This is a genomic window from Dankookia sp. P2 (assembly GCF_050632255.1).
Lineage (GTDB): Bacteria > Pseudomonadota > Alphaproteobacteria > Acetobacterales > Acetobacteraceae > Paracraurococcus.
Window position 1 is genome coordinate 3341915 of sequence record NZ_CP192581.1, and the last position, 23445, is coordinate 3365359.

The 23445-nt window shown below is 68.7% G+C and carries 22 protein-coding genes and 5 pseudogenes; 10 read left to right on the plus strand and 17 right to left on the minus strand.

Annotation, left to right across the window (positions count from 1 at the left end; genetic code table 11):
* Positions 1-22: 22 nt before the first annotated feature.
* The 6 genes and pseudogenes from ACQ86J_RS19750 to ACQ86J_RS19775 all read left to right on the plus strand — a co-directional run.
* Positions 23-340: pseudogene (locus tag ACQ86J_RS19750) on the plus strand (CBS domain-containing protein); the annotation flags it as partial.
* Positions 341-390: 50 nt separating this feature from the next.
* The gene (locus ACQ86J_RS19755) at positions 391-678 is read left to right on the plus strand and encodes a BON domain-containing protein (protein WP_431266851.1); all 288 of its coding nucleotides are present in this window, start codon (positions 391-393) and stop codon (positions 676-678) included.
* A 214-nt stretch (positions 679-892) separates the two neighbouring features.
* A pseudogene (locus ACQ86J_RS19760) lies at positions 893-2551 on the plus strand (heavy metal translocating P-type ATPase); the annotation flags it as partial.
* Between the two features lie 163 nt (positions 2552-2714).
* Positions 2715-3146, plus strand: a complete 432-nt coding sequence (locus ACQ86J_RS19765) for a hemerythrin domain-containing protein (RefSeq protein ID WP_431272471.1) — start codon at positions 2715-2717, stop codon at positions 3144-3146.
* Between the two features lie 116 nt (positions 3147-3262).
* Positions 3263-4891, plus strand: a pseudogene (locus tag ACQ86J_RS19770) (HAD-IC family P-type ATPase); the annotation flags it as partial.
* Positions 4892-5048: 157 nt separating this feature from the next.
* Positions 5049-5915 (plus strand): HAD-IC family P-type ATPase, encoded by an 867-nt coding sequence (locus ACQ86J_RS19775; RefSeq protein WP_431266852.1) that lies wholly within the window; start codon positions 5049-5051, stop codon positions 5913-5915.
* 475 nt (positions 5916-6390) lie between these two features.
* On the opposite strand, the gene ACQ86J_RS19780 is transcribed toward ACQ86J_RS19775, so the two are convergent.
* The 5 genes and pseudogenes from ACQ86J_RS19780 to ACQ86J_RS19800 form a co-directional block, all read right to left on the minus strand.
* Entirely contained in the window at positions 6391-6819 is a 429-nt protein-coding gene (locus tag ACQ86J_RS19780) for a secondary thiamine-phosphate synthase enzyme YjbQ (RefSeq protein ID WP_431266853.1), read from the minus strand.
* Positions 6820-7292: 473 nt separating this feature from the next.
* The gene (locus ACQ86J_RS19785; RefSeq protein WP_431266854.1) at positions 7293-7913 is read right to left on the minus strand and encodes a SphA family protein; all 621 of its coding nucleotides are present in this window, start codon (positions 7911-7913) and stop codon (positions 7293-7295) included.
* Complete coding sequence (locus tag ACQ86J_RS19790; RefSeq protein ID WP_431266855.1) at positions 7820-8332, minus strand: hypothetical protein; 513 nt, start codon at positions 8330-8332, stop codon at positions 7820-7822. The genes ACQ86J_RS19785 and ACQ86J_RS19790 overlap by 94 nt, the downstream gene beginning before the upstream one ends.
* Positions 8329-10731, minus strand: coding sequence for an alkyl sulfatase dimerization domain-containing protein (locus ACQ86J_RS19795; RefSeq protein WP_431266856.1), 2403 nt, complete (start codon positions 10729-10731; stop codon positions 8329-8331). The genes ACQ86J_RS19790 and ACQ86J_RS19795 overlap by 4 nt, the downstream gene beginning before the upstream one ends.
* Positions 10732-10919: 188 nt before the next feature.
* A pseudogene (locus ACQ86J_RS19800) lies at positions 10920-11489 on the minus strand (MBL fold metallo-hydrolase); the annotation flags it as partial.
* Positions 11490-11586: 97 nt separating this feature from the next.
* On the opposite strand from ACQ86J_RS19800, the gene ACQ86J_RS19805 reads away from it, so the two are divergent.
* Positions 11587-11832, plus strand: a complete 246-nt coding sequence (locus tag ACQ86J_RS19805) for a hypothetical protein (RefSeq protein ID WP_431266857.1) — start codon at positions 11587-11589, stop codon at positions 11830-11832.
* Between the two features lie 554 nt (positions 11833-12386).
* On the opposite strand, the gene ACQ86J_RS19810 is transcribed toward ACQ86J_RS19805, so the two are convergent.
* The 3 genes from ACQ86J_RS19810 to ACQ86J_RS19820 all read right to left on the minus strand — a co-directional run bounded on the left by ACQ86J_RS19810 (position 12387) and on the right by ACQ86J_RS19820 (position 13349).
* On the minus strand, positions 12387-12572 hold the full coding sequence (locus ACQ86J_RS19810) for a hypothetical protein (RefSeq protein ID WP_431266858.1): 186 nt from the start codon (positions 12570-12572) through the stop codon (positions 12387-12389).
* A 136-nt stretch (positions 12573-12708) separates the two neighbouring features.
* Complete coding sequence (locus ACQ86J_RS19815; RefSeq protein ID WP_431266859.1) at positions 12709-12936, minus strand: hypothetical protein; 228 nt, start codon at positions 12934-12936, stop codon at positions 12709-12711.
* Complete coding sequence (locus tag ACQ86J_RS19820; RefSeq protein ID WP_431272472.1) at positions 12933-13349, minus strand: hypothetical protein; 417 nt, start codon at positions 13347-13349, stop codon at positions 12933-12935. The genes ACQ86J_RS19815 and ACQ86J_RS19820 overlap by 4 nt, the downstream gene beginning before the upstream one ends.
* 109 nt (positions 13350-13458) lie before the next feature.
* Between ACQ86J_RS19820 and ACQ86J_RS19825 the strand changes: the two are divergent.
* Together ACQ86J_RS19825 and ACQ86J_RS19830 are read left to right on the plus strand one after the other, a co-directional pair.
* A pseudogene (locus ACQ86J_RS19825) lies at positions 13459-14299 on the plus strand (IS5 family transposase).
* A gap of 188 nt (positions 14300-14487) precedes the next feature.
* Positions 14488-14907: a hypothetical protein gene (locus ACQ86J_RS19830; protein ID WP_431266860.1), complete on the plus strand. Its 420-nt coding sequence runs from the start codon at positions 14488-14490 to the stop codon at positions 14905-14907.
* Between the two features lie 223 nt (positions 14908-15130).
* Here the strand turns inward: ACQ86J_RS19830 and ACQ86J_RS19835 are convergent, their stop codons facing one another.
* The 4 genes from ACQ86J_RS19835 to ACQ86J_RS19850 are packed head-to-tail and all read right to left on the minus strand — an operon-like array spanning position 15131 to position 16978.
* Positions 15131-15721 carry an EAL domain-containing protein gene (locus ACQ86J_RS19835; protein ID WP_431266861.1) on the minus strand — a complete coding sequence of 197 codons (591 nt, stop codon included), beginning with the start codon at positions 15719-15721 and terminating at the stop codon, positions 15131-15133.
* A complete protein-coding gene (locus ACQ86J_RS19840) occupies positions 15657-16301 on the minus strand; it encodes an EAL domain-containing protein (protein ID WP_431266862.1) in 645 nt (214 codons plus the stop codon). The genes ACQ86J_RS19835 and ACQ86J_RS19840 overlap by 65 nt, the downstream gene beginning before the upstream one ends.
* The gene (locus ACQ86J_RS19845) at positions 16270-16548 is read right to left on the minus strand and encodes a diguanylate cyclase domain-containing protein (protein ID WP_431266863.1); all 279 of its coding nucleotides are present in this window, start codon (positions 16546-16548) and stop codon (positions 16270-16272) included. The genes ACQ86J_RS19840 and ACQ86J_RS19845 overlap by 32 nt, the downstream gene beginning before the upstream one ends.
* Positions 16505-16978 carry a PAS domain-containing protein gene (locus ACQ86J_RS19850; protein ID WP_431266864.1) on the minus strand — a complete coding sequence of 158 codons (474 nt, stop codon included), beginning with the start codon at positions 16976-16978 and terminating at the stop codon, positions 16505-16507. The genes ACQ86J_RS19845 and ACQ86J_RS19850 overlap by 44 nt, the downstream gene beginning before the upstream one ends.
* A 407-nt stretch (positions 16979-17385) precedes the next feature.
* Between ACQ86J_RS19850 and ACQ86J_RS19855 the strand changes: the two genes are divergently transcribed.
* Complete coding sequence (locus ACQ86J_RS19855) at positions 17386-18090, plus strand: helix-turn-helix domain-containing protein (protein ID WP_431266865.1); 705 nt, start codon at positions 17386-17388, stop codon at positions 18088-18090.
* Positions 18091-18159: 69 nt separating this feature from the next.
* Here ACQ86J_RS19855 and ACQ86J_RS19860 read toward each other — a convergent pair whose 3' ends face one another.
* The 5 genes from ACQ86J_RS19860 to ACQ86J_RS19880 form a co-directional block, all read right to left on the minus strand.
* Positions 18160-19449, minus strand: a complete 1290-nt coding sequence (locus ACQ86J_RS19860; protein ID WP_431266866.1) for a glycosyltransferase family 4 protein — start codon at positions 19447-19449, stop codon at positions 18160-18162.
* Positions 19440-20171 (minus strand): sensor histidine kinase, encoded by a 732-nt coding sequence (locus tag ACQ86J_RS19865; RefSeq protein WP_431266867.1) that lies wholly within the window; start codon positions 20169-20171, stop codon positions 19440-19442. Before ACQ86J_RS19865 ends, ACQ86J_RS19860 begins: the two co-directional genes overlap by 10 nt.
* Positions 20172-20430: 259 nt before the next feature.
* Positions 20431-21420, minus strand: a complete 990-nt coding sequence (locus ACQ86J_RS19870; RefSeq protein WP_431266868.1) for a LuxR C-terminal-related transcriptional regulator — start codon at positions 21418-21420, stop codon at positions 20431-20433.
* A 445-nt stretch (positions 21421-21865) separates the two neighbouring features.
* Complete coding sequence (locus ACQ86J_RS19875; RefSeq protein WP_431266869.1) at positions 21866-22177, minus strand: response regulator; 312 nt, start codon at positions 22175-22177, stop codon at positions 21866-21868.
* The gene (locus ACQ86J_RS19880) at positions 22150-23436 is read right to left on the minus strand and encodes a sensor histidine kinase (RefSeq protein WP_431272473.1); all 1287 of its coding nucleotides are present in this window, start codon (positions 23434-23436) and stop codon (positions 22150-22152) included. The genes ACQ86J_RS19875 and ACQ86J_RS19880 overlap by 28 nt, the downstream gene beginning before the upstream one ends.
* Positions 23437-23445: the final 9 nt, after the last annotated feature.

A 23445-nucleotide genomic window follows, 5' to 3' on the forward strand; every position in this document is an offset into this window, starting at 1 on the left:
CCTCGTCGTTGTCCCGCCGGAGATGCCGGTGGCGGCGGTTGCCGAGTTGCTCGCCGCGCGCGGCATCTCCGCCGTTCCGGTGGTGGACACCTCCGGTGCGCCGCTCGGCGTCGTGACCGAGGGCGACCTCATCCGGCGCCTGGCCGACCAGCCACGAGGGCCATTCAATTGGTTCCTGGACTTGTTCCGCGACCCGGCACCGATGGCGCAACGCTTTGCGAAAGCGCACGGCAAGACCGCGCGCGACGTGATGTCGAAAGACCTGATCACTGTCGGCGAGGCTGCTTCTGCCGAGGAGATCGCGCGGTTGATGGAGGATCACGGAATTCGCCGTGTTCCGGTGATGAGGGACGGGAAGATGGTCGGGCTCGTGTCTCGCGCCGACCTGCTGTGCGCCGTGCTGCGGGCCCAGGGCGTGGCGCCGTCACCCGCGGGGTCGCGCCGCGGGACGACCGCGAGATCCTGCGCGGGGTTATCGCCGCGATGCGCGAGCAGCCCTGGACCGACACCTTCTGGGTGTACCCGAACGTCACAGGCGGCGTCGTCACGCTATACGGCTTCGCGCGCAACGACGCGGTGCGCGAGGCCTTCCGCATCCTTGCGCAGGAGGTGCCGGGCGTGACCTCCGTCGTGGACCGGCTCGAGCCGATGCCGCTGGTGGTCCGGGCGATGCTGTGAGGCGCACGAGGCACGGCGCCCACCCGGTCCGCGGGGCGGGCTGCTGGACCGCCGGCGGAGACGCGGGCAAGCCCGGCTTGCACTGTCCGGAGCCGCCGTCGTGGCGGACCGCCGGCGCGTCCTGAACCTGGCCCTGCTGGCCCTCGCGGCCGTGGGGCTTGGCGCAGGCCTCAGCGCACGGTGGCTCGGCCGGGCGGACTGGGCCGCATGGCTGATGCTGGCCGGCGTGCTGCCGGTGCTGCTTGCGGTACTGCTCGACAGCCTCGCGGGCCTAGCGCGGCGCGAGCTGGGCCTCGACGTGATCGCGCTGGTCTCCATCGGCGGCGCCCTCGCGCTCGGCGAGCATGTCGCCGCGGGCGTCGTCGGGCTGATGCTCTCGGGCGGCCGGGCGCTGGAGGACTACGCCGAGGCCCGCGCCCGGCGAGAAATGTCGGACCTGCTCGCGCGCGTGCCGCGGACCGCCAACCGCTACCAGGGCGGCGGCCTGGCCGCGGTCCCGCTCGATGGGGTTGTGTCCGGTGACCGCCTGCTGGTGCGGGCCGGCGAAACGGTCCCGGTGGATGGCGTGGTGGCGCGCGGAGCAGCGGTGCTCGATGAGGCGGCGCTGACCGGCGAGCCGATCCCGACCACGCGCGCCGCCGGCGAGGCCTTGCGCAGCGGAGCGGTCAATGCCGGCGCCCCCTTCGACATGCAGGCGACCTCCGCGGCGGCCGACAGCACGCTGGCCGGCATCGTCCGCCTCGTGCGCGCCGCGCAGGAGGCGAAGGCACCTTCCGTCCGCCTCGCCGACCGGGTGGCCTTCGCATTCACGCCGCTTGCCCTCGGCCTGGCCGGCGCCGCCTGGTGGCTGACCGGCGACCCGGTGCGCGGCCTCGCCGTCATGGTGGTGGCGACCCCCTGCCCACTGATCCTCGGCGTCCCCGTGGCCGTCGTCTCGGGCATGTCGCGCTGCGCCGGACGCGGCGTTCTGGTCAAGGGCGGGGCGGCGCTCGAGGTCCTGGCGCGCGTGCGTACGGTTTTCCTGGACAAGACCGGCACGCTGACCGCCGGCCACGCCCGGGTCGCCGCGATCGAGGAGGTGCCCGGCGTCGCGCCAGAGGAGGTGCTGCGCCTGGCCGCAAGCCTCGACCAGACCTCGCAGCACGCCATCGCCGGGGCAGTCGTGACGGCCGCCCGCGCCCGCGGCCTCGCCTTGGCCCTGCCGGCTGGGGCGGAGGAGGAGCCCGGCGCGGGGGTGACGGGGGAGGTGGACGGCCGCCGCGTCTCGGTCGGCAGCCACGCCTACGTCGCCGCGCGGGCAGCCGCGCCGGCGGGGTGGGAGGAGCGCTTCCTGCGTCGCATGGGCTACGAGGGCGCCACCGGCGTCTTCGTGGCGGCGGAGGGGCGGATGCTCGGCGCCATCCTGCTCGCTGACGAGATCCGCCCGGACTCGCCGCGGGCGCTGCGCCTGCTGCGCCAGGCCGGGGTCGCCCGGGTCGTGATGCTCACTGGCGACCGGCGCGAGGTGGCCGAGGCGATCGGCGCGGCGCTCGGGGTGGACGCGGTGCGGGCGGAGCTGCAGCCGCGCGACAAGCTGGCCGCGATCGCCGAGGCGAGGGGGAGCGGCGAGGTCTGCGCCATGGTGGGCGACGGCGTCAACGACGCGCCGGCCCTGGCCGCGGCGGACGTGGGCGTGGCCATGGGCGCGCGCGGCTCCGGCGCCTCCTCGGAGGCAGCCGATGTGGTGCTGCTGGTGGACCGGCTGGACCGGCTGGCCGAGGCGCTGGCGATCGCGCACGGGGCGAGGCGGATCGCAGTGCAGACCGTGGGCATCGGCATGGGCCTGTCCGTCCTCGCCATGGTGGCGGCGGCACTGGGCTTCCTGCCGCCGGTGGCCGGAGCGCTCCTGCAGGAGGCGATTGACCTCGCCGCCATCCTGAACGCGCTCCGCGTGCTGCGGGTCCGCGGCGCCGGGGCGACCGCGGGTAGCGCTACCCGCGGCCGAGGTCGCCCGCCTGGCCGCGGAGCACGAGCGCCTGGCGGAGCCGCTTGCGCGCCTGCGGGCCGTCGCCGATGGGCTCGCGGCCCTGCCGCCCGCGGAGGCGGCGGTGGAGCTGGCCGAGGTCGAGCGGCTGGTGCGCGAGCGGCTCCTGCCCCACGAGCGCGAGGACGACGCGCGGGTCTACCCGGCGGTGGAGCGTGCGCTGGGGGGCGACGACCCGATCGCGGCGATGCACCGGACGCACCGGGAGGTGCACCGGCTCGGCGGGCTGCTGACCCGGATGACCATCGACCTGCCGCCGGAGGGGCTCGGCCCCGCCGCCGCCAACGACTTCCGGCGGGTGCTCTACGGCCTGGACGCGATCCTGCGGCTGCACTTCGCGCAGGAGGACGAGCTGTACCACGGCCTGGCTGACGCCGAGCACGTCGCGCTGCAGGCCGCGGCCGCAGGGGCCGGAGCAGGTCGTGACGACGCGGGGCGACCGTGACGCCCCCTTGGGCGCACCGTGACGCCTATGCCCCTTCGGTTCCCGGCCGTGCCCCGGGCGCGCCGCGCCGCGGCGTCCTGGCCGTGCCCGCGGCGCACGCTCTCGCGCCGACGGAGGTGCTCCGCTCCCTCGGTGCCGTCGAGGGGGGCCTCGCTACGGCCGAGGCGGCGCGGCGGCTCCGGGAGGCCGGTCCAAACCGCCTGCCGGAGCCGCCCCGGCCGGGTCTTGCCGCACGCACCGCCCGCCAGTTCGCGAGTCCTCTGGTCCAACTGCTGATCGTCGCCGCTGCCGTCCTGGGCGCGATCGGACACGCGCTGGACGCCGCGGTGATCGCCGCGGTCGTCATCGCCAACGCGGCGGTCGGGCTCGTGCTCGATGGCCGGGCGGAGCGCGCGCTCGGCGCCGTCTCGTCCCTCCTCGCCACGCGGGCGCGCGTGCTGCGCGACGGCACGCGCGCCGAGCTCGACGCGGCCGGACTGGTGCCGGGCGACGTCGTGCTCGTCGAGACCGGCGATAGGGTCCCGGCGGATCTGCGCCTGCTGCGGGCGGACGGCGCGCTCGGCGCCGCGGAAGCCGCCCTCACGGGCGAGTCCGTGCCGACGGAAAAGGGCATAGCGCCGGTCGCCACCGACGCGCCCCTCGGCGACCGCACTTCGATGCTCTTCGCCGGCACGATCGTCACGGGCGGGACCGGGCTCGGCGTGGTGGTCGCCACGGGGACCGCGACCGAGCTCGGCCGCATTGGCGCGCTGCTGGACACGGTGCGGGCCGAGGAGACGCCGCTGCTGCGGCAGGTCGCGCGCCTCGGCGGCTGGATCGGCGCCGGCGTGCTCGGCCTCGCCGCGTTCTGCTTCGCCGTCGGAGTTCTGGTCCATGGGGCGCCGGTCGGCGATACCCTGCTCGCCGCGGTCGCGCTCGCCGTCGCCGCGATCCCGGAGGAACTCCCGGCGATCGTCACCGTCACGCTCGCGGTCGGCGTGGAGCGCATGGCGCGACGCCAAGCGCTGGTTCGGCAACTTCCCGCGGTCGAGACGCTGGGCTCCGTCACCGTCATCTGCTCCGACAAGACCGGGACCTTCACGCGGAACGAGATGGTGGCCGACCGCGTGCTCCTGCCCGGCGGGAGGCGCGCGGTGATCACGGGCGTCGGCTACGCGCCGGACGGCGTGGTTACCTGGCAGGCTGGCGACCCGGCCCAGGCCGGGCCGCTCCTGCGGGAGTTGGCCGCCGCCGCGGCGCTCTGCAGCGATGCGGCGCTGGCGAGGTCCAACGATGGCGCATGGACGGCGGTCGGCGATCCGCTGGAGGCAGCCCTGCTCGCCTTGGCGTCGCGGGCGGGGCTCGATCCCGGCGGGACGCGCGGGCACCGGCCGCGCCTCGGCGCGCTGCCCTTCGCGGCCGAGCGCGCCTGGATGGCCACGCTGCACGCCACCGACGCGGACCCCGTACTCCTGCTGAAGGGCGCACCCGAGCGCGTGCTGGCGCTCTGCGACCGGATCCAGACCGCGCCGGCCGCCGCGGGGCTGCTCGACCGCGACGCGTGGCTCACCGACGCCGAGGCTCTGGCGGCCTCGGGGCGGCGTGTGCTCGCCGTCGCGCGTCGCGCGGCCGCGCCGGCGGGGTTGACGGAGGCGGACGTCGCCGGTGGCGGCTTCGCGCTGCTCGGGCTCGTCGGGCTGCTCGACCCGCCGCGCGCCGAGGCTGCCGACGCCGTCGCCGAGTGCCAGGAGGCCGGCATCCGCGTGGTGATGATCACCGGCGACCACCCGGCCACCGCGCGCGCCGTCGCCGGCATGCTCGGCTTCGCCCGGGCCGAGCGTGTGGCGACCGGGGCGGAAGCTGGAGGCGCTTACCCCGGCGGGGTTCGCTGGGCGCGCGGCCGACACCGACGTCTTCGCCCGCGTGGCGCCCGAGCAGAAGCTGCGCCTAGTCGAGGCCCTGCAGGCGCGCGGCGAAGTCGTGGCCATGACGGGCGACGGGGTGAACGACGCGCCGGCGCTTGCGCGGGCGGATGTCGGGGTCGCCATGGGCCGCGGCGGCACGGACGCGGCCCGCGCCGCCGCGAGGATCGTGCTCGCCGACGACGACTTCGCCACGATCGCCGCGGCGGTGCACGAGGGGCGGGTCGTCGCCGACAACCTGCGCAAGGCCCTCGTCTTCGCGCTGCCGGCGAACGGGGGCGAGGCGCTGGTGGTCGTGACCGCCGTCGTGCTGGGCGTCGCGGCCCCGCTGGCGCCGCTGCACCTGCTGTGGGTGAACCTAGTCACGACCGTAGCACTCAGCTTGGCGCTCGCCTTCGAGCCGGCCGAACCGGACGTCATGCGCCGCGCGCCGCGCGCTCCCGGGACCAGCCTCCTCGATGCCGCTCTGCTCGGGAGGGTCGCCCTCGTGTCGCTCGCTTTCCTGGGCGGCGTCTTTGGGGTCTTCCTTTGGGCCCGCGGGCCGGGCGGCGCCGGGCTGGATGAGGCACGGACGGCCGCGGTGAACTCGCTTGTGCTGTTCGAGGCTGCCTATCTGTTCAACGTGCACGGCGGCGACCGAGCATCGGGCCTTGATCCCCGCGGCATCCTTCCGGCGGCGATTGCAACCGCCGCGACCGTGCTGCTGCAGCTGGCGCTTACCTACGCGCCGCCGCTCCAGGCGGTTTTCGGAACGGCGCCGATCGGCCTTGACCTCTGGGCCGCCGTCGCCGTGGCGACGGCGCTCGGCTTCGCGTTGGTGGAAGCCGAGAAACGGTGGCGAGCCCGGCGGAAGCGGGACGAGCCATGAACCTCGCAACGGCCCGGGGTGGCTCGGATCGTCCTCTGCCTAAGTGCAGCGTTCGGAACATCAACCGCAGCGTTGGCGCGCGTCGGCGGATGATGCGTTGCTAATCCCGCACTCGGCTCCCCGCCCTTCATGGCGGTAGCGGACCTTCCGAATCGGCCAGAGAATTTCAGTTCCCGGTTCCCACCGCCGCTCCAGTCGTTGCCCCGACAACCTGTCTCTCCTGAGTTGGACACCGCGCTGAGGCGCAGGTTTCGGGCCGCTTTTAGCCGTGACCTTGATGGTGCCAATCCGGAACGAGGGCGATTTTTCTCTCCAGAGAGCGGCATTGTCTCCGGACCTTGAGGGTTGGCCGATTTTTCCAACAAGGTCTAGCGCCTTGTTTTTCCTTGAACTTGGTGCACCCCGGCCGGTGCGGATTCAGCGGAGCGATTGCTCACCCAATGGGCGTCGCCGACGCTCTCCAAAGCCCCAAGCTCTATGTTCGCTCGCCCATTAGGTGCAGCACCAGCTCTCGGCGGTGCGGCGCTAGGCGGTGCTCCCACAGATAGATGCCCTGCCACGTCCCCAACACCGGCAGGCCCTCGGCGACAGGGATCGACAGCTGGGCCTGCGTCAGCGCAGCGCGAATATGAGCGGGCATGTCATCTGGCCCCTCGTCCGCATGCCGATAGCGTCCCGCGCCACCATCCGGCACCAGGCGCGCCAGAAATGTCTCCAGGTCGGCCCGCACGTCCGGCGACGCGTTCTCCTGCACCAGCAGCGAAGCCGAGGTGTGCCGACACCAGATGGTGAGCACGCCGGTGCTGATGCCTTGCGCACTGACCCAAGGGCAGATGCGGCTGGTGACGTCCACCAAGCCACGGCCGGGCGTGTCAACGATGACCCAGTGAAGATGCTGGTCCATTCGCTTCCTCCCGACATGGTAAGCCATGTCTGAATGCGACCCTTCTCGGACCTTCGTACCCGGCCCGCCAAGGTCTGCTCCTGGTAGTGAAACGGCCATATGCCGAGGGGTCACAGGATCGACGGCTTCGCGTCCTTATCAGTTATCGGCTGGGCACGCCCGCCTCCCTGAAAGCGGATAAAGTGCACCGAGCCTTGGCCGACCAAAGTGGGCGGTAGCGGCTGTAGAGGTCGCGCCACCTGGACGTCTCCTCTACCTACATCGGCAGACACAAAGGAAGCGCCTTGCCGATCAGCAAGCTCGCCCTCGACGACCAGGCCCGGCCAAGCAGGACACCTCACCAACAGGCACCTCCATGCCGAAGCCGACCACGCTCCTGGCCTCGATGATCGTGCCAGCCACAGCGCGAGAGGCAGCCATCCGGTCGCAGGTGGAAGTGAGTCCGGAAGAAGGACCAACCTCGCCCGCGCGGCTTATCGGTGCGGCTCGGCCAGGGAGAAGGACAGCGTCACCCAGGCATTCCATCCCGCAGGCCGGTTCTGCTCGGCAAACTCGCCGTACGCCTTCACGTTCAAGTAGCCCTTTACCCGCTCCCCGACCGCAAACATGTAGCCGACCTGCGGGCCGAGGCCGGCAACGCGTGACCTGAAGCCACCTAGTTTCGCACCCAATCCGCTGTCGTCGGTGATCTGGTTGTAAAGGTAGCCCACCGCGCCGACATGCACCTGTTCCCTTATGAAGTAGGATGCGCCCCAGTCTAGGTGCAGGTTGACGCCGTTCTTGTACTTCGTGTCGGGGTTCTCGAAGTTGTAGGTGACGCCCAGCACTGTTGAGAATTCCAGACCAGTTTTGGGGTTGAGGTAGGTGTAGCCGCCCCCGGCATCCATCGCTCCGTGCCCGATGCCAAGATTGGCTAGGCGGTTCGGGTTGTAGGCGCCGATCGGGACGTTGCCGGTCGCGTAGGCGAGGAAGTTGTGGACTTCGTGGTTCCACTTGAGGGTCAGCTGGGGGTAGAGGTCGCCGAAGACGGTGCGGGCGTCGCTCCTCTGGCCCGAGATCGCGTTGCCGCGCGGCCCGGCCAGCGTCGCGTCCACGGCGGCGTCGATGTGGCCCCCACGCCCAGCAGGCTGAACGCGGCCTGCGCCCCGAGGACCGGCGTGGCGAAGGTGTAGGTCGGGCCGAAGAAGGCGGCGTCGCCCCGCGCTGAGAGGCCGCTCTCGAACCTGCCGCCGCGCAGGAAGGTCCGCGCCGCGCCGGCATCGGCCGAGGTGTGGTAGTAGACCGTGGCCCAGGACCAGCCCGGGTCCACCGGCACGGCTGCGAGGCTGCCGTAGAGGCCCGGCGCCCAGAAGCTGACGCCGCCCTCGTCAGCGGCGGCGCCGGTCGGGATGGATGCCAGGCCGAGCAGCGCGGAGAGGGCCGCGGTGCCCGCCGGCGGGCGCCGGGTGGCCCGGTGCGTCCTCCGCCCCGCCCGGATGGCGGCGGTCCTCGGCCGCCCCGGCGCAGGGCTCACCTGGCCGTCCCCGGCGTGTTGGGCCCCGACGTGTGGGCCCCCGGCGTGTAGGGATCGCCGGTCCCCATCGGGATCGGTGGATGGCGCTTCAGGCTCTCCTGGAAGGGCGCGAGCGCCGCGAAGATGCCGTGCACGACCCAGCCATGGGTGAAGCCCGTCGGCAGGCTTTCGTCGGGACGCTCTTGCGGGGTGACGTCGAGATTGAACAGCCTGACGCCGCCGCCGAGATGCTGCGGCGCGTCGTCCATCCGCTGCTGCCAGACGAAGTGGAGCTTCCAGTTGCGCCACTTCACCGCGTAGAGCTCGTTGTTCACGTAGACCGGGAACCACTCGCGCGCCGATTTTTCCTCGCCGCCGAGGAAGGCTGTCTGGTCCAGGCCGTCGACCGGGCGGTCCTGCGGATCTCCGCGCCGGCGACGCGGGAGAGCGTGGTGTAGAGGTCGGTGATGTGCACGATCTCGTTGCTCACCCGGCCGGCGGGGACCCGGCCCGGCCAGCGGACGATGCAGGGCGTGCGCAGCGAGCCTTCCATGGCGGTGAAGTAGGAGCCGGACCACGGGCCCGCCCAGCCGCGCCAGGGGTAGGTCTCCTCGGGGCCGTTGTCGCTCGTGAAGACGACGATGGTGTCGTCCGCGATGCCCAGCCTCGGCTACCGCATCGAGGATCTGCCCGACGCTCCAGTCCATCTGGGCGAGCACGTCGGCCCAGTCGCCCCTTCCCGTCCGGCCCGCGAATTGCCGGGACGGTTCGGTCGGGGCGTGCACGAGCGTGAAGGGTACGTAGGCGAGGAACGGCTTGCCCGCCTGCACGCTGCGCCGCATGAAGTCGACGGTCCTCGCCGTGAGTTCGGGGTCGATCTCGCGGCGGGCGACGGCGTCGTAGACCTTGACCTCCCGTGGCGTCTCGCCCCGGTGGCCTTCCATGACATGCTCCGGGCGTGCGATTGCCGGGTCGAAGCCCGGCTGCTGCGGCCAGAAGCTCTCGTCGCTCGAGTTTGGGATGCCGTACCACTCGTCGAAGCCGCGGTCGTGGGGGTAGCGGCCCTCGCTGTCGCCCAGGTGCCACTTGCCGAAGATGCCGGTAGCATAGCCCTGCCCGGACAGCAGATCGGCGATGGTGACCTCCCACCGCACCGGGCCGTAGGGGCGTCCGTCGATGGGGACGCTGTAGGTGCCGGAGCGGATCGGGTGCCGGCCGGTGATGAGGGCGGAGCGGGACGGCGTGCATTGCGGCTCGACGTTAAAGTTCAGCAGCCGCGTTCCTCTCCGGCCAGGCGGTCGATCCTCGGCGTCGGGGCGCCGCGGAGGATGCCGCCGCCGTAGCAGCCGAAGTTCGCCGTAGCCGAGGTTGTCGGCGAGGATGAGGACGATGTTCGGCCGGCGTCCGGCCGGGCGGGCCGGCTGCGCCCGCGCCGAGTTCACCGGAGCGGCCGCCCCCAGCGCGCCGGCGGCGATCAGTGCCGAGCCGTTCAGCAGGAGGTGGCGCCGGTCGCGGCCCCCGCCACGGCGGTCGCTCGGCGCGGCGCCCGACATGACGCGTCCCTCGGTCATCGCCCCTCCTTCCACGAAGATTGCTCGGCGCCGGCCCGCCGGTATCAGCCCTGCCAGGCCGGCCGGGTGACGATCGGGAACCAGAATCCCGGGGCCGTCGTCATGCCCAGCAATCTCGTTCAGCGCCGTCGCGCGGCCCTGTACCTGGACAAGCCCGCGCGCGACGGCCTGGTCGGGATTGCCGCCCATCAATGCGGCGACGATCCCCGCCACGCTCCCCCGGACGGTCAGGTCGGGCGAGGCGGCCGGCTTCGTCAGGTGGTTCAGCACCCCGTTGCGCAGCACGAGCGCCCGCTTCTCGGCGCCGCCCTCGACCTCGAAGTTGATGGTGATCGCCTTCCCCGCCGTCTTCGCCGCGTCCAGCTGGATCCCGAGGTAGTCGAAGACCTGCTCGAGCGGCAGGTTGCGGATCAGGTCGGGCGAAGCCCCCATCGCCGCCGTCGTCGTCGGCAGGCCGGAGCGCAGCTCCTGCGCGCCGGCGAAGTAGAAGTTGCGCCAGGTCGCCGCCTCGGTCTGGTAGCCCAGCTGCTCGAAGGCATCGGCCTGCAGGTTCTTCGCCGCCGCGTTGTCCGGCTGCGCGAAGACCAAGTGCTGCAGGAGCTGCGCGCACCAGCGGTAGTCGCCCGCGTCGTAGGCCTGTTGCGCGGCCCGGAGGACGCCCTCGGCGCCGCCCATCAGCGCGACGTAGCGCGGCGCGGCCTGCACAGGCGGCAGCGGCTCCAGCTCCGCGGGGTTGCCGCTGAAGAAGCCGAGGTAGAAGTTGTAGACCGCCCGCGCGTTGTGGCTGACCGTCCCGTAGTAGCCGCGCGTCGCCCAGTTCCGCTCCAGCTCCGGCGGCAGCCGCACCATCTCGCCGATCTCCGGCAGAGTGTAGCCGGCATTGGCGAGGTGCAGCGCCCGATCGTGGATGAACTTGAAGGCGTCGCGGTATTCTCGATGTGCTGCCGGATCGCGGCCTTGCCCCAGGTCGGCCAGTGGTGCGGGGCGAAGAGCACCTCCGCCTCGTCGCCCCACATGGTCAGCGTCTCGTTGAGGTAGCCGACCCACTTGGCGCTGTCGCGCGTCTTCGCGCCGCGCAGCGTGTAGAAATTGTGCAGCGTGTGGCAGGCGTTCTCGGCGGTGCAGAGCGCCTTGAGCGCGGGGATGTAGAAGTGCATCTCGCTCGGCGCCTCGCTGCCCGGCGCCATCTGGAAGACGAACTCCAGCCCGTCGATGGTCATCCTCTGGCCGGTCTGCGTGATCAGGTCGGTCGGCGGGATCAGCGTCGGGGGCGTGTCCGGACCGGAGATGCCCAGTCCGACCCCGAGCGTCTGGCCGGGCCCGGGGCCCCTCGGCAGCTCGCCACCGCCCATGTACTGGGCGCGCCTGATCATGGCGTTGCCGGCGTAGAGGTTCTCGCTCACCGCCTCCTCGGTGAAGCCGGCCGGCGCGATCACCTTGGTCCGTCCTGCGGCCACGTCTTCCACGCTCGTCACGGCCCCGACGCCGCCGAAGTGATCGAGATGGCTATGGGTGTAGATGACCGCCGTGACCGACTTGCGCGGACGGTGCGCGAAATAGAGGTCGAGTGCGGCGCGCGCGCTGGCGGTCGAGAGGGCGGGGTCCATGACGATGATGCCCGCCGCGCCCTCGATGAAGGTGACGTTGGCGATGTCGATGTTGCGGACCTGGTAGATGCGGTCCGTCACCTGGAATAGGCCGGCGATGCTGTTCAAGCTGGGCGATGCGCCAGAGGCTCGGGTTCATCGTGTCCGGCGGCGGCGCGTCGAGCGGCACCTGCACGGTCCTGAAGTCGAAGACGGTCCTGCCGCCTGCGTCCTTGATGGTGTTGTCCGGCAGGCCCGCGATGAAGCCGCGCCGGGCGTCCTCGAAATCCGTGCGGTCGTTGAAGGGCAGCGCGTCAAGGACACGCCGGTTCGCTGCAAGTGTGTGCTGGGTCGGCGGCTTTGACAGCGCCGAGCCCGAGGACGCGACGGCCTGGGTCAGCGCCTGACGCGGCGGCGCGAGAAGTGCGCTAGCCGAGGCCAGCAGCAGGGCAGCCTGTCTGCGCTTCATGTCCACGACGATTTCCCCGCTGCGGCTTCCGGCTGCGCTGCCGCCGAACCAGGAAACGGTCCGGTTGCCAAGGCGAGCGTGCACGATTTCACGTTACCGCTTCAAGCGAGATTGCGGGTCTGCGACGCCTGCGCGGCCTGCAGCCGGGCCGCGTGCCAGCGCCCGCGGATGCTTCGGGCTGGAATGCGGATTACCTCACGATCTCGAGAGTTTGTGCTGATGCTTGTGCTTGAGCACCGCTGCTGGCGCGACCCGCGACGACGCTTACCCGCTTCGAGTTAAACCCGACGGTCCGACGGACGACCAGCAAAGAGGACCAAGCCACCAAGATTAGGTTCAGAAATCTCGCTTCTACGCCCGCTGCTGAGCTTGGAGCGGACATCCATGCGGCGCCTTCTACAGCCGCATTCCGCCCTTCTCGGCTGTACGTGGTTGTTGCGGCGGGTAGCTCAGTCGGCTGCGAGTGCCTGACGCTGCGCCTCCCATTCCACCGGCAGCGGCTCGAGTAGCGACGGCAGCGTCATCCCCGCCGGCTGCTTTCCATCCAGGATTCCTTGCACAACCTCCGGCGCCAGCAGCGTCAGCCGCAGCAGCGAGCCGAGGTACCCTCGTTCGATCTTCTCCGCCGCCACCATCTCGGTAACGGAGCCGTAGCTACCCCTGTCTACCGGGTCGGTATTGTCGACGCGCCTGCGCCATCGTCTTCACCAGCGCCGGCCTTGTAAGTCCTGTCCGAAGTGCTCATGGCTTCACCACCGACCCTCGCGGCACTCAATGCCAGACCGGCATGTGATGCTTATCGCTTATCGGCCACTCGTCGATCTCCTTATCAACGTGCTTGGCCCCGAACTTCGTCGACGTCCAGCGGTAGACTCGATCTTGCCGCGCATGCGGATCGACGATGTAGACCTCTACTTCCTCGTCGGCACAGACGCGGTAGATGGAGCCTCGCTCGTCGATGGTGAAAGTAATGCGCTTGGGGCGCCGGTCTCGCTTCATGGTTCGGTCCTCTGGATTGGAGTTTGGCGCAGCCAAAGCAGCAAATCGGTGCCCTGCTCCGGCCAAGCAGCGGGAAGCGGCTCCAGCAGCCGAGGCAGAGTGAAGTCGGCTGGCGTTTGGCCATCGACGATCGCCTCCACGATCTCCGGCGCGAGGAGCGTCAGCCGCAGCAGCGTCCCCAGGTAGCCGCGCTCGATTTTCTCCGCGACCGCCATCTCGCTGACGCTGGCATAGCGCGCTTCATCGAGTAGCCGCTGGTATCGGAATGCGCGTGCCACGGCCTTCAGCAGCGCAGGATCAGCCCGCGTCGGAACGGCCACCACGTCGGCCCGCTGTACCGGCGTCACCACCGTCTTTCGCCCTGGACGCCGCCGGATGGAGAGCGGCACCCGGACCGTGATGCTGGTCGCCACCGTCAAGCGGCCGTGCTCAGCGCCTCAGAGCCCATCCGGAAAGGAATTGAATCGCCTGAATCGGATGTGATCTCGCTGTTCCTGCGGGCGATCTCGCGGGAGGAGACGGATGGCATGGACGGCGGAACATCGGCGTGCGGCGGACCGGCGGGGGCTGCGCTATCCCTCAGATTTGACGGATGCCGAGTGGGCGCTGGTTGCGCCACTGATCCGGCCAGCGAAGCACGGCGGCAGGCCCCGCAAGGTGGACGTGCGCGAGGTGTTGAACGCGGTGTTCTACGTGCTCTCCGCCGGCTGCCAATGGAGCGCGCTGCCGAAGGACCTGCCGCCGAAGAGCACGGTTTGGGATTACTTCTCGCGCTGGGAATGGGAAGGCACCATCGAGCGCATCCACCACGCGCTCTACGTCGCGGTGCGCGAGGGTGCCGGGCGTGAGGCCAGCCCGACGACCGCGATCATCGACAGCCAGACGGCGAAGGGCGCGCAAAAGGGGGCTCTACGCTCGACCCGTCCGGCTACGACGCGGGCAAGAAGGTCGTCGGCCGCAAGCGCCACCTGCTGACCGATACCATCGGCATGCTACTCGCGGTCATCGTGCATCCCGCCAACGTGCAGGACCGCGATGGCGCCGAGCCGCTGCTGCGCCAGGCGCGCAGGCTGTTCCCCTTGTCGAGCGCATCATCGGCGATGCAGGCTATCAGGGGCCGAAGATGGCCGCCGCCGTCGCCCGCACCGGTACATGGAAGATGGAGATCGTGCGACGCTGCGATAGGCACCGCTTCGTCGTGCTGCCGAAGCGCTGGATCGTCGAGCGCACCATCGGCTGGATCAGCCGCAACCGGCGGCTGGCCCGCGACTTCGAGCGGCATTGCCGCATCGCCGCCGCCTTCGTCCGCATGGCCATGATCCGCATCATGCTTCGACGGCTGGCAACAAAGCCCTCAGCATGAACCCAAACTTCCCGGATGGGCTCTCAGATTTGCGGCCAAACAGGCCGGAGTCGTCCAGCAGTTGCTCACAGACTTATCCCCGATTTTGGGGATAAATCAGATGCCGGTGTAAACCGGGATACTGGTCGGTTTCGTACATTGGCTGGACTGGCGGCGCGCCGACGGCGGACTCGTCGCTCAACCGGCGGATGATGGTGCGGCTCGGCCCGGGCGTCGCTTTCGCGCAGATCGGCATCTGCGGCTTCGACGGGACGATCGAGCTCGAGGCGCTGCGGCTCTATGGCCTGCCGGAGCATGCCCCAGCGCTGCTCTGCGGCACGCCGGCGCTGCCGGTTGGGATGCGAGAGTTCCAGGCGGAGGTGGCGTGGGATCTGCCCAACTTGGCCCCAGGCGCCACCAGCCTGCTCGACGTAACCGTAGCCAACTGCCGGGTGGGCGACTTGGCCGATGCTGCCTTGGCGTCATCAACCCGCTTCATCGAGCTCGACGCAACGGCCTGGACCACCAACACGATCCGGGTCACGGCACGGAATGTCTCGCCGAGCGCGACCTTTGACCTTGCTGCCGCCACGCTGTCGGTGGCGGTGACGAAGCGTGGGGTACCCTAGTTCGTCGACGTGAGCTCTCGCGCCACCTCCAAGCAGTCGAGTAAATAACCATGGATTGGGCGAAGCGTTTCGATGTGCTCCGAATCTCAAGGTCTCATTGCGCGGAGTTAGAAACTCTCCAAGTTATTTTGACAAATATCAGAAATCGCCGGGGCGAAAATGATCAAATTGCTCCAGCTACTTCTATTTATTCTTTAACGTAGCTAAACGTTGTGCCAACATCTCAGAAGAATTCTACAAGTTGCTGAATCTGCGTTGCATTATGACTTGGACTGGGCGCGTCCGAAGCACCACTAAATGAGGTCTGGCCAGCGATCGGCCCAAGCGGCAGGCCATTGCCGACAAGCTTGAGGAACATCTGCGGCGGCAACGGTCGGCTGAACAGGTAACCCTGGCCGTACGGGCAACCAATATCGCACAACATAACCCGTTCGTTCTCGGTCTCGATCCCCTCTGCGACAACCGCCGCGCCAAGTTCTTGTCCGAGCCGTACGACTGCCTCGACGATAATACGCTTCGTCGCGCTCTCAGGCATCGCTTGCACGAAGCCACGATCTATCTTGATTTCGGTAACTGGAAGCGCCTCGAGATAGCGCAAGCTGGAATAGCCTGCCCCAAAGTCGTCGATCGACAGCCCCACCCCTAGATCGCGGAGTGCGCGAAGCGTCTGCCGCATTCGTGCGGACGTCTCGGCCATAAGCGATTCGGTGAGTTCCAAAGTCAGCCACCGCGGATCCGCATCTGATTCTTCAAGGATCCCCGCGATAAAACGGATCATATCGCGATGAACAAACTCCGTTGCCGAGACATTCACCGAAATGCGTAGGGGCGATGCGCGGTCGCGGTTCAGCCGCGACGCAAAAATTCACTGCCGCACGGACCCCCCAGTTACCAATGTCAACGATCAACCCGCTATTTTCAGCTACCTCGATAAATTGGTCCGGCATTCGCAAACCGGAAAGTGGATGGTTCCAGCGCAGCAGGGCCTCCGCACCGATCAAATTGCCGGTTGCAAGCTCGACTTTGGGCTGGTAGTCGAAAGCAAATTCGCCGTTCGACACTGCCGACTGCAGCTCGTTGGCAAGGCGGATCCGCTTCCAAGACCGCTCTTCCCTATCGTTGTCGAACTCGCGTACTTCGCGCATCGGAGTTGCGCGGGACTCATGAAGCGCCGCACCAGCCCGGCGGAGCAGTGTCAGAGGATCACTGCCCGGCTCGCCGACAACATAGCCGATAGCGAAGCGGACGCTGACAACACCACCTGGCAAAACGTAGCGCGGCGAGAGGACAGCGGCGATTTTAGCAACGATCCTGTCGGCATCCTCACACTCGGCAAGGCGGTACACAACGGCAAAATCATTGCTACCGACCCGCGCAACAGCGTCGGCAGACATGTTGCGGAGTTGCTCTCGCAATCTGCTGGAGCAGAGCGTCGCCCGATCTGTAGCCGAAACCGCTGTTGATGTCGTGGAAGCGCGCGACGTCAACCTTGATCACGAGCAGTCGCGCCAACCTGTCAGTACTAAGCTGAATGATTCGGTCGAGGAGGGCGTATCGGCTCAGCGAACTGGTCAGACGGTCGAATTGGACCGCTTCCTCAAGACGTGCTGCCGTCTCTTTCAAGGCAGTTATGTCCTGCATCAACCCCACGTAATGAGTTCGGCCTCGCGCTGGACATACATATGGGTGCGATATGCAACGAATCCCAAAAGAGACGACCGTCTTTTCGATAATTTCGAATTTGAACGGAGACGGCTTCACGTCGCCGGATTGCCTCTCGAAGTTCCGAGATCTGAGGCTGGAGGCGGTCGTTGCCCTGCAGATAGCGGCAGTTCCTGCCGAGCGCATCTGCCGGCCCGTAGCCTGTGATCGTCTCAAAAGCCGCGTTGATGTAGACAATCGGTTCGCCCTCCCGTAGCTCGGCTACGAGCACCCCAACTGGCGCAAGATCAAGGATACGGTCTGCTAGCCTGTCGGGCAGCGCGGCTGGGTCCGGAGGCGCATCCTTGGGTAGGCCCGGCGTGACATCGCCAAGATCCACTCTTGCCATTCCTCTTCCACACGGGAGCATCGGACGCTAACAACGGCTTATGGTTGTAGCGGGATGATTTGGGGCCTGATCAGCCTGGTTGGCACTAATCCTCGGCTCCCAGATGCATGGATGCTTAATGAAAACTCTCTTTTCGACGGCGGGCGTCTCGCCGCGCGATCGGTTCGACTACTGGCACAGCGTCGCCAGCGAGAACATCGTTGGTCACGATCCCGACCGGAGAACAGAATGACATTTCAGGCCGAGTTGCGGTCCGGGACACTTGCAGATATTGGCCTCGTTCTTTTCGAAAACTCACCGATGCTCGTCGAGCACACGGAACGCCATGCGTCGCAGTCCGACGACAGCGAGATTTTCGTCTGTCGGCAGGTTGCGGGAAGCTGTCGCTTGACCAAGACGGTCGCGACGCTGTCCTCCAGCGCGGCGATGTGGCGCTGCTCGACCCTCGACTGCCATATGTTGGGAGGTTCACCGCAGGATCTCAGCTGCTCGTGCTCAAGGTGCCACGGCGCGCTTTAAAAGCCCGCATCGGATACGTGCGACGGGCGGTCCTCCGCCCCATCAGGTCGACGGGCGGCGAAGGTGGTCTAGCATCGGCGTTTCTGGCGATGCTGCCGACCTATGCGGCCGACCTCGCCCCGGCAGCGGCAGAGGGGGTCATGGCTAATGTGCTCGATCTGATCGCCTTGGCGTTGACAAGCTCTACCGTCGACCACCAAGGTGCCGCCACGTCCGCGCAGATGCTGGTGCTGATGAATGTTCGTGCTGCAATCGAAGCACGGCTGGCCGATCCAAGTCTTGACGCAACAACCGTTGCCGCTGCTGCCGGGGCCAGCGTCAGATACGCGAATGCCGTGTTGGCGCGAGAGGGAACGTCGATACGGCGCCTGATTCTTGCACGACGGCTTGCGCGTTGCCGGACGGCGCTTGCGGATCCTTCGCAGGCCGGCAGAACAGTGACCGAGATTGCCTATGACTGGGGCTTTTCTGACATGACTCACTTTGGTCGGTCGTTCAAGGACGCCTATGGAGTCACACCCAGCGATTTCCGCCACCGTGGCGAAGATCTTACCGCGTCGATTAACAGCAGGCGCCAACGAAGTCGCGCTGATCGCCCGGTCGAAGGTGCTTGAGTTGCTCGCTACCGTCTAAGGATCGGATTGACGCTGTGCTTGCCATAGATGTCTTTTTCCGGCGAAGTCTCAGCCTGATCCTCCGTGGGAACCCCTTCTGGTGAGACGGGTCAGGCTGACCGATACGACCTCCGTGTAGGCCAGCGTACCAATGGCATGCAGCCTCGCCGCGGTGCTTCGGCGAGAGCATCGCGCCGCCGCACGGCTTGCCGGGATCGACACGGCGCGGGCGCACCTGTCATGCTTATCCCCCGCAGGGGAAGCGCCGCCCATTCGCCGAGACAATTCAGCCTTGTTCCAGGGTAGCCGGGGCGGCCGCGGCGCTGCGGTGTTGGGGGCGCGGGCCAGGGCGGTATAGAGCCCGATATAGTCGGCCGCCATCCTTCGGCTCGTAAAGCGCCGCTCGAAGCACCGCCGCACGCCGAGACGATCGATCTCTCCAAGCCTTGCCACCGCACGGACCGCAGCATCCTCGTCCGGCACGACGAAGCCCGAGACCCCATCCTCCAGCACTTCCGGAACCGAGCCGTGCGGGTAGGCGATGACCGGCGTGCCGCAGGCCATGGCCTCGATCATCACCAGGCCGAAAGGTTCGGGCCAGTCGATCGGGAATAGGACCGCAGCGGCGCCGCCGACAAACCCGCTCATCTCGGACTGGCCGATCTCGCCGATGAAGTCGACGCCGCCGCTGCAGAGCAGGGGACGGATGCGCGCATCGAAATAGGCCGCATCCGCCTTGTCCAGCTTCGCCGCGACGCGTAGCGGCAGGCCGGCGCGCTGGGCGATCCGGATTGCGCTGTCGAGCCCCTTCTCCGGGCAGATCCGGCCGAGAAAGGCCAGGTAGCCATCGTGGTACGGGTGCGGCGCGAGCAGGTCTGCCGGCAGTCCATGATGCACCGTGCCGATGAACCGCCCGACCGGCAGCAGCTGCCGCTGGTGGTCCGAAATCGCTACCAGGGGCGCATCGGGGAAGACGCGGAACAGGGCATCCAGCTCCGGCAGGTCGAGGCGGCCATGCATGGTGGTGAGGTGCGGCAGCCCCATCGCGGCGAGGGTCGGCAGGTGGTAGTGGTCGATGTGGAAGTGCAGCACGTCGAATTCCGCGGCACGACGCAGCACGCCCTGCACGAGCTGCACATAGGGCGCGACCGGGTCGCGCACCTGGCCGCCCAATCGCAGGCCGCAATCGACGGTCGGGATCAGGCGCGCACGGGTGCGGCTGTCGCCGCTGGCGAAGAGTGTGACATCATGTCCGAGTTCAACCAGTTCCTCGGTCAGGTAGGATACCACCCGCTCGGTGCCGCCGTAGCGCAACGGCGGCACGGCTTCGGCCAGCGGGGCGATCTGGGCTATGCGCATGGTTCGCCGCTCCTCGCGGTGTCGCGTCCATCTCCGGTTCCGGACTCCAAAGCCAGCCTGACCGTGAAGCGTGCGCCGGGCGGGGTGCCGTCGATCTCGAGCCGACCGCCGAGCGACCGGATGAGGTGGTGCACAAGATGGATGCCAAGGCCGCCAGCGGTCCCGCGCAGCACGCTATCCGGAAGTCCCGGGCCGGTGTCGGCCACCAGCAGGCGCAGCGTGTTGTCGGGCCCGGGCGCCAGCACGACCCTGACTTCGCCCGTGCCATAGGGCGTGATGCCGTGCTTCACCGCATTGGTGACCAGCTCAGTCACAATGAGGCCAAGGCCCAGGATGCGGTCGGGCTGGAGCGGCACATGGGATGCCTCGACGACCACTGCGCGGGAGGTGGGCAATCCGAGGGAACGCGACAGATTCGCGCAAAGGTCACGCAGGTAAGCGCCCGCCTCCAGTTCGCCACCGGCGTGGCGGTGCAGACGCTCGTGCACCTGCGCCACGGCACGCACGCGCCGGCTGGCCTGGATTAGGCCATCATGCAGCACCGGCACGTCGAGGTGCCGCCGTGCCTGCAGGTGCAGCATCGCGGCGACGAGTTGCAGACTGTTCTTGATGCGATGGTGGGCCTCATTGACCAGCAGTTCTGCCGGGTCAAGTCGCGCTACGTATTGCGCGTCGTCGCGTGGTGGAGCCGTCCACTCCTGCGTATTCGCCAACTGGATCACGGTACACCTCTCCCCCACGAGACCAAAGGCCTGGTTGCCCGCCGAAACAGGTCGGGCACAGGACGAGCGGGCGTGCGACAGTCATCGTGCGCGGCATGGATGCATGCCGCACACACCTCATTGCCACTGACGTCTCGTGCATGGTCCACCAGGCACATCCGCAAATCTAGCCGCCGTCCTGCGCAGACTGAATGCCGAAATACGCAATGCGGCTAGGCGGTGGCGATCCCTAAGGGGAGGTGCGGAGTCGCCCGGTCCATCACTTCGGCGCCCCGGCTCGCGGGGGCGCAAGGCCGGCCGCGGCGGCCAGCAGCACCGCTTCCGATAGCGAACGCACACCTAGCCGTTCCATCATATGCGCACGATGGATCTCTACCGTACGCGGGCTGATGCCGAGCCGGCGTGCGATCTCCTTATTGGTCTCGCCGGCGACGATCCCCTCCAGCACCTCGCGCTCCCGCTGCGACATGCCCGCGATGCGGAGGCGGGCCGCCTCCGCCCGGCGGCCTGCCTCCTGCGCGTCGCGAACCTTGGCGAGCGCGGCCGCGACCGCAGCAAGCAGGTTCTGCGGCACGTGCGATCCTTCCAGCCAGTCCGCCGCGCCAGCCTTCAGCGCCTGCACGGCGGTCCGGACGTCGCCGGCCTCGCCGCCCACAACGATGACCGGCAGGTCGATGCCGCGGGCCCTGCATCCCCGTGGGACCACCAGGGCTTCCTCGCCACATCCGCCGAGGTCAAGGACTGCGCAGCCCGGCAGCAGCATCGGCGCGACCTCGAGGAAATCGGCCGTTTTAGCGAAGGTCTTCACGTCGTAGCCTGCGCCCTGCAGCAGCGCCGCGAGGCGGAGGCGTGACGCCTCCCCGCCGTCGACGACATAGATCCAGACCCCCTCGACGCGGGTGATGTCGACCGTGATGCCTCCGATGCGGTGGACGCGCCCAAGCTCGTCACGGATGGGAAAGGCCGTGTCCCGGACCCAGCGTACGGCGCCATCGGGACGCAGCACGCGGAACTCCTGCACCGCGGGCTCGCCCTGCTGGACGCGACGGAGCGAGTCGAGCACGGCGGCGCGATCATCGGGGTGGATGGTCTCGGCCCAGACCGCCAGGTCGTCCGGCACCGCGTCCCGCGGCACGCCCCAGATCCGCTCGACGGCCGGGCTGCGATACTCGATTTTCATCGCCTCCACATCGACGACCCAGAGCAGGTCGGCCGAATGTTCGGCAGAATTGCCGGAAGCGCTCCTCACTGACCCGCAGGCGCTCCTCGACCCGCCTGTGTTCGGTGACGTCGAGAGCGGCCCCGACGAAATCTACCGCCCTGCCGTCCTCGAAGGAAGTCTGGCCATGGGTGGATACCCAGCGTTCCACGCCGTCGCCGATACCGATGACGCGGTACTCGAGATGATAGAACGCCATCGCCAGCGGGATCGGTGCAAGCGGCGATGGCCGCCTCGACCTGCGGCCGGTCCTGCGGGTGGATACCCCTAAGGAAGGTGCCCACATCCACTAGTGCGCCGGGCGGCAGGCCCCACATCGCGCGCAACCGGTCATCCCATTCCAGCGTCTCGGCGGTCGGGTCCCAGCGGTAGGGGCTGAGCCCGACGAGATCGACCGCTGCCTGCAGCCGCGCGTCGCTCCGGCGAGATCCGCTCGTTCGTCTCCTGCCGCAAACGGGTCAACGCGAGCAGCGCCTCAGCCCGCGCGATCAGCTCGCGCGCCGAGAAGGGCTTCACCAGGTAGTCGTCGGCGCCGCTCCGCATCCCCGCCATCCGCGCCTCCTCTCCGGCGCGAGCGGAGAGCAGGATGGCGAGGCATGGTCGCCAGCCGCGGCTCCCGTCGCAGGGCCGCAACCAACGCAAGCCCATCCCGTCCCGGCATCATCACGTCGGCCAGCAGGAGATCCGGCGGCGCGAGCCTGGCCGCGGCGAGCGCGGCATCGCCGTCCGCTACCGCATCCACACTCCACCCCGCCAGCGTCAGAAGGCCGACCAGGTAGTCGCGCATGTCGGCATTGTCGTCCGCGACCAGGATGCGTGGCCCGGGCGCCGGACCTCGGCCCGCGGCCGAAGCCGCCGCCTGCCTGGCGGAGCCCGGCAGCCAGCGGCGCGCCTCCTCGAGGAAGGCCGCGCCGCCCGTTGCCGTGGAGGCCAGGGATCGCGGTTGGCCGACTTGATCGGCTGGCAGATGCGCGGTGCCGAAGGGGATGGTGACGATGAAGATCGTACCCTCGCTTTCCCGACTCTCGACCGAGATCCCGCCGCCATGCAGGCGAGGTCAGTTCCTGGATCAGCGCGAGGCCGATGCCGCTGCCCTCGTGCGAACGGCTGCGCTGACCCTCGACGCGGTGGAAGCGTTCGAACAGCCGCGGGCAGCTCGCTGGCCGGGATGCCGACGCCGCTGTCGGCGACCCGAAGCTCGACGCCCGCCGGTACCGTGGACAGGCGTACCGCCAAGTGACCTTCGAATGTGAACTTGAAGGCGTTCGAGACGAGGTTGAGGACGATTTTCTCCCACATGTCCCTGTCGACATAGATCGGCTCCGGCAATGGCGGGCACTCGATCTCCAGTGCGAGGCCTGCGCTGTCACAGGCCGATTGGAAGCTTGCCGCCAATTCCGCCGTCAGCTTCGCGAGATCCGTCGGCTCGTAGCAGGCCTGGGCGCGGCCGGCCTCGATTCGGGAGAAGTCCAACAGGGAGTTCACAAGCCGCAGCAGCCTGCTCCCATTGCGCTCTGCAATCTCGGCCATGGCACGGGCATCGGGCGGAAGCGCATCCGCCGGTTTCGCCAGGAGCTCCCGCAGGGGCCGAGGATCAGCGTGAGCGGCGTCCGGAACTCGTGGCTGACATTCGAGAAGAAGGCGGTTTTCGCGCGGTCGAGCGCCGCCAGGGCCTCGGCACGGCGGCGCTCGTCCTCGAAGGCGCGTCCGCCGGCGATGGCCCTTGCAGCGTGTCCGGCCACCAGGCTCAAGGAAATTGCGGTACTCAGCGTCCAGGACCTGGCGGGGACTCGTCCCGATGATGAGAAAGCCTGCCGGCTGCTGCCGGGTCGGCGCCGGCAATGGCAGGACCACGGCTGTGCGCACCGGGTCGGGCCATAGTGGCGCGGCGACGGCGCCGGCCAGGGGCAGGATGTCGGGCACGATGACGGCGCGGCCGCTCGATCCGGCTTCGGCCAACGGCCATTGGGCCGCCGCCAGCGGATGCACCGGGGGAAAGGCGGATGTGTCGGATGCCAGTTGGGTGACGGCGGCGCGATGCGCCATCGCGCCGTC

Excerpts from the sequence above, each read along its gene's own strand:
- ACQ86J_RS19780 (WP_431266853.1), bottom strand. The coding sequence starts at position 6,819 with ATGGACCAGCATCTTCACTGGGTCATCGTTGACACGCCCGGCCGTGGC.
- ACQ86J_RS19795 (WP_431266856.1), bottom strand. The coding sequence starts at position 10,731 with ATGGTGCGGCTGCCGCCGGAGCTGGAGCGGAACTGGGCGACGCGCGGC.
- ACQ86J_RS19805 (WP_431266857.1), top strand. The coding sequence starts at position 11,587 with ATGCTGTTCAAGCTGGGCGATGCGCCAGAGGCTCGGGTTCATCGTGTC.
- ACQ86J_RS19810 (WP_431266858.1), bottom strand. The coding sequence starts at position 12,572 with ATGGTGGCGGCGGAGAAGATCGAACGAGGGTACCTCGGCTCGCTGCTG.
- ACQ86J_RS19815 (WP_431266859.1), bottom strand. The coding sequence starts at position 12,936 with ATGAAGCGAGACCGGCGCCCCAAGCGCATTACTTTCACCATCGACGAG.
- ACQ86J_RS19830 (WP_431266860.1), top strand. The coding sequence starts at position 14,488 with ATGATGGTGCGGCTCGGCCCGGGCGTCGCTTTCGCGCAGATCGGCATC.
- ACQ86J_RS19840 (WP_431266862.1), bottom strand. The coding sequence starts at position 16,301 with ATGTCTGCCGACGCTGTTGCGCGGGTCGGTAGCAATGATTTTGCCGTT.
- ACQ86J_RS19845 (WP_431266863.1), bottom strand. The coding sequence starts at position 16,548 with ATGCAGGACATAACTGCCTTGAAAGAGACGGCAGCACGTCTTGAGGAA.
- ACQ86J_RS19850 (WP_431266864.1), bottom strand. The coding sequence starts at position 16,978 with ATGCTCCCGTGTGGAAGAGGAATGGCAAGAGTGGATCTTGGCGATGTC.
- ACQ86J_RS19860 (WP_431266866.1), bottom strand. The coding sequence starts at position 19,449 with ATGCGCATAGCCCAGATCGCCCCGCTGGCCGAAGCCGTGCCGCCGTTG.
- ACQ86J_RS19875 (WP_431266869.1), bottom strand. The coding sequence starts at position 22,177 with ATGCGCGACTACCTGGTCGGCCTTCTGACGCTGGCGGGGTGGAGTGTG.
- ACQ86J_RS19880 (WP_431272473.1), bottom strand. The coding sequence starts at position 23,436 with ATGGCGCATCGCGCCGCCGTCACCCAACTGGCATCCGACACATCCGCC.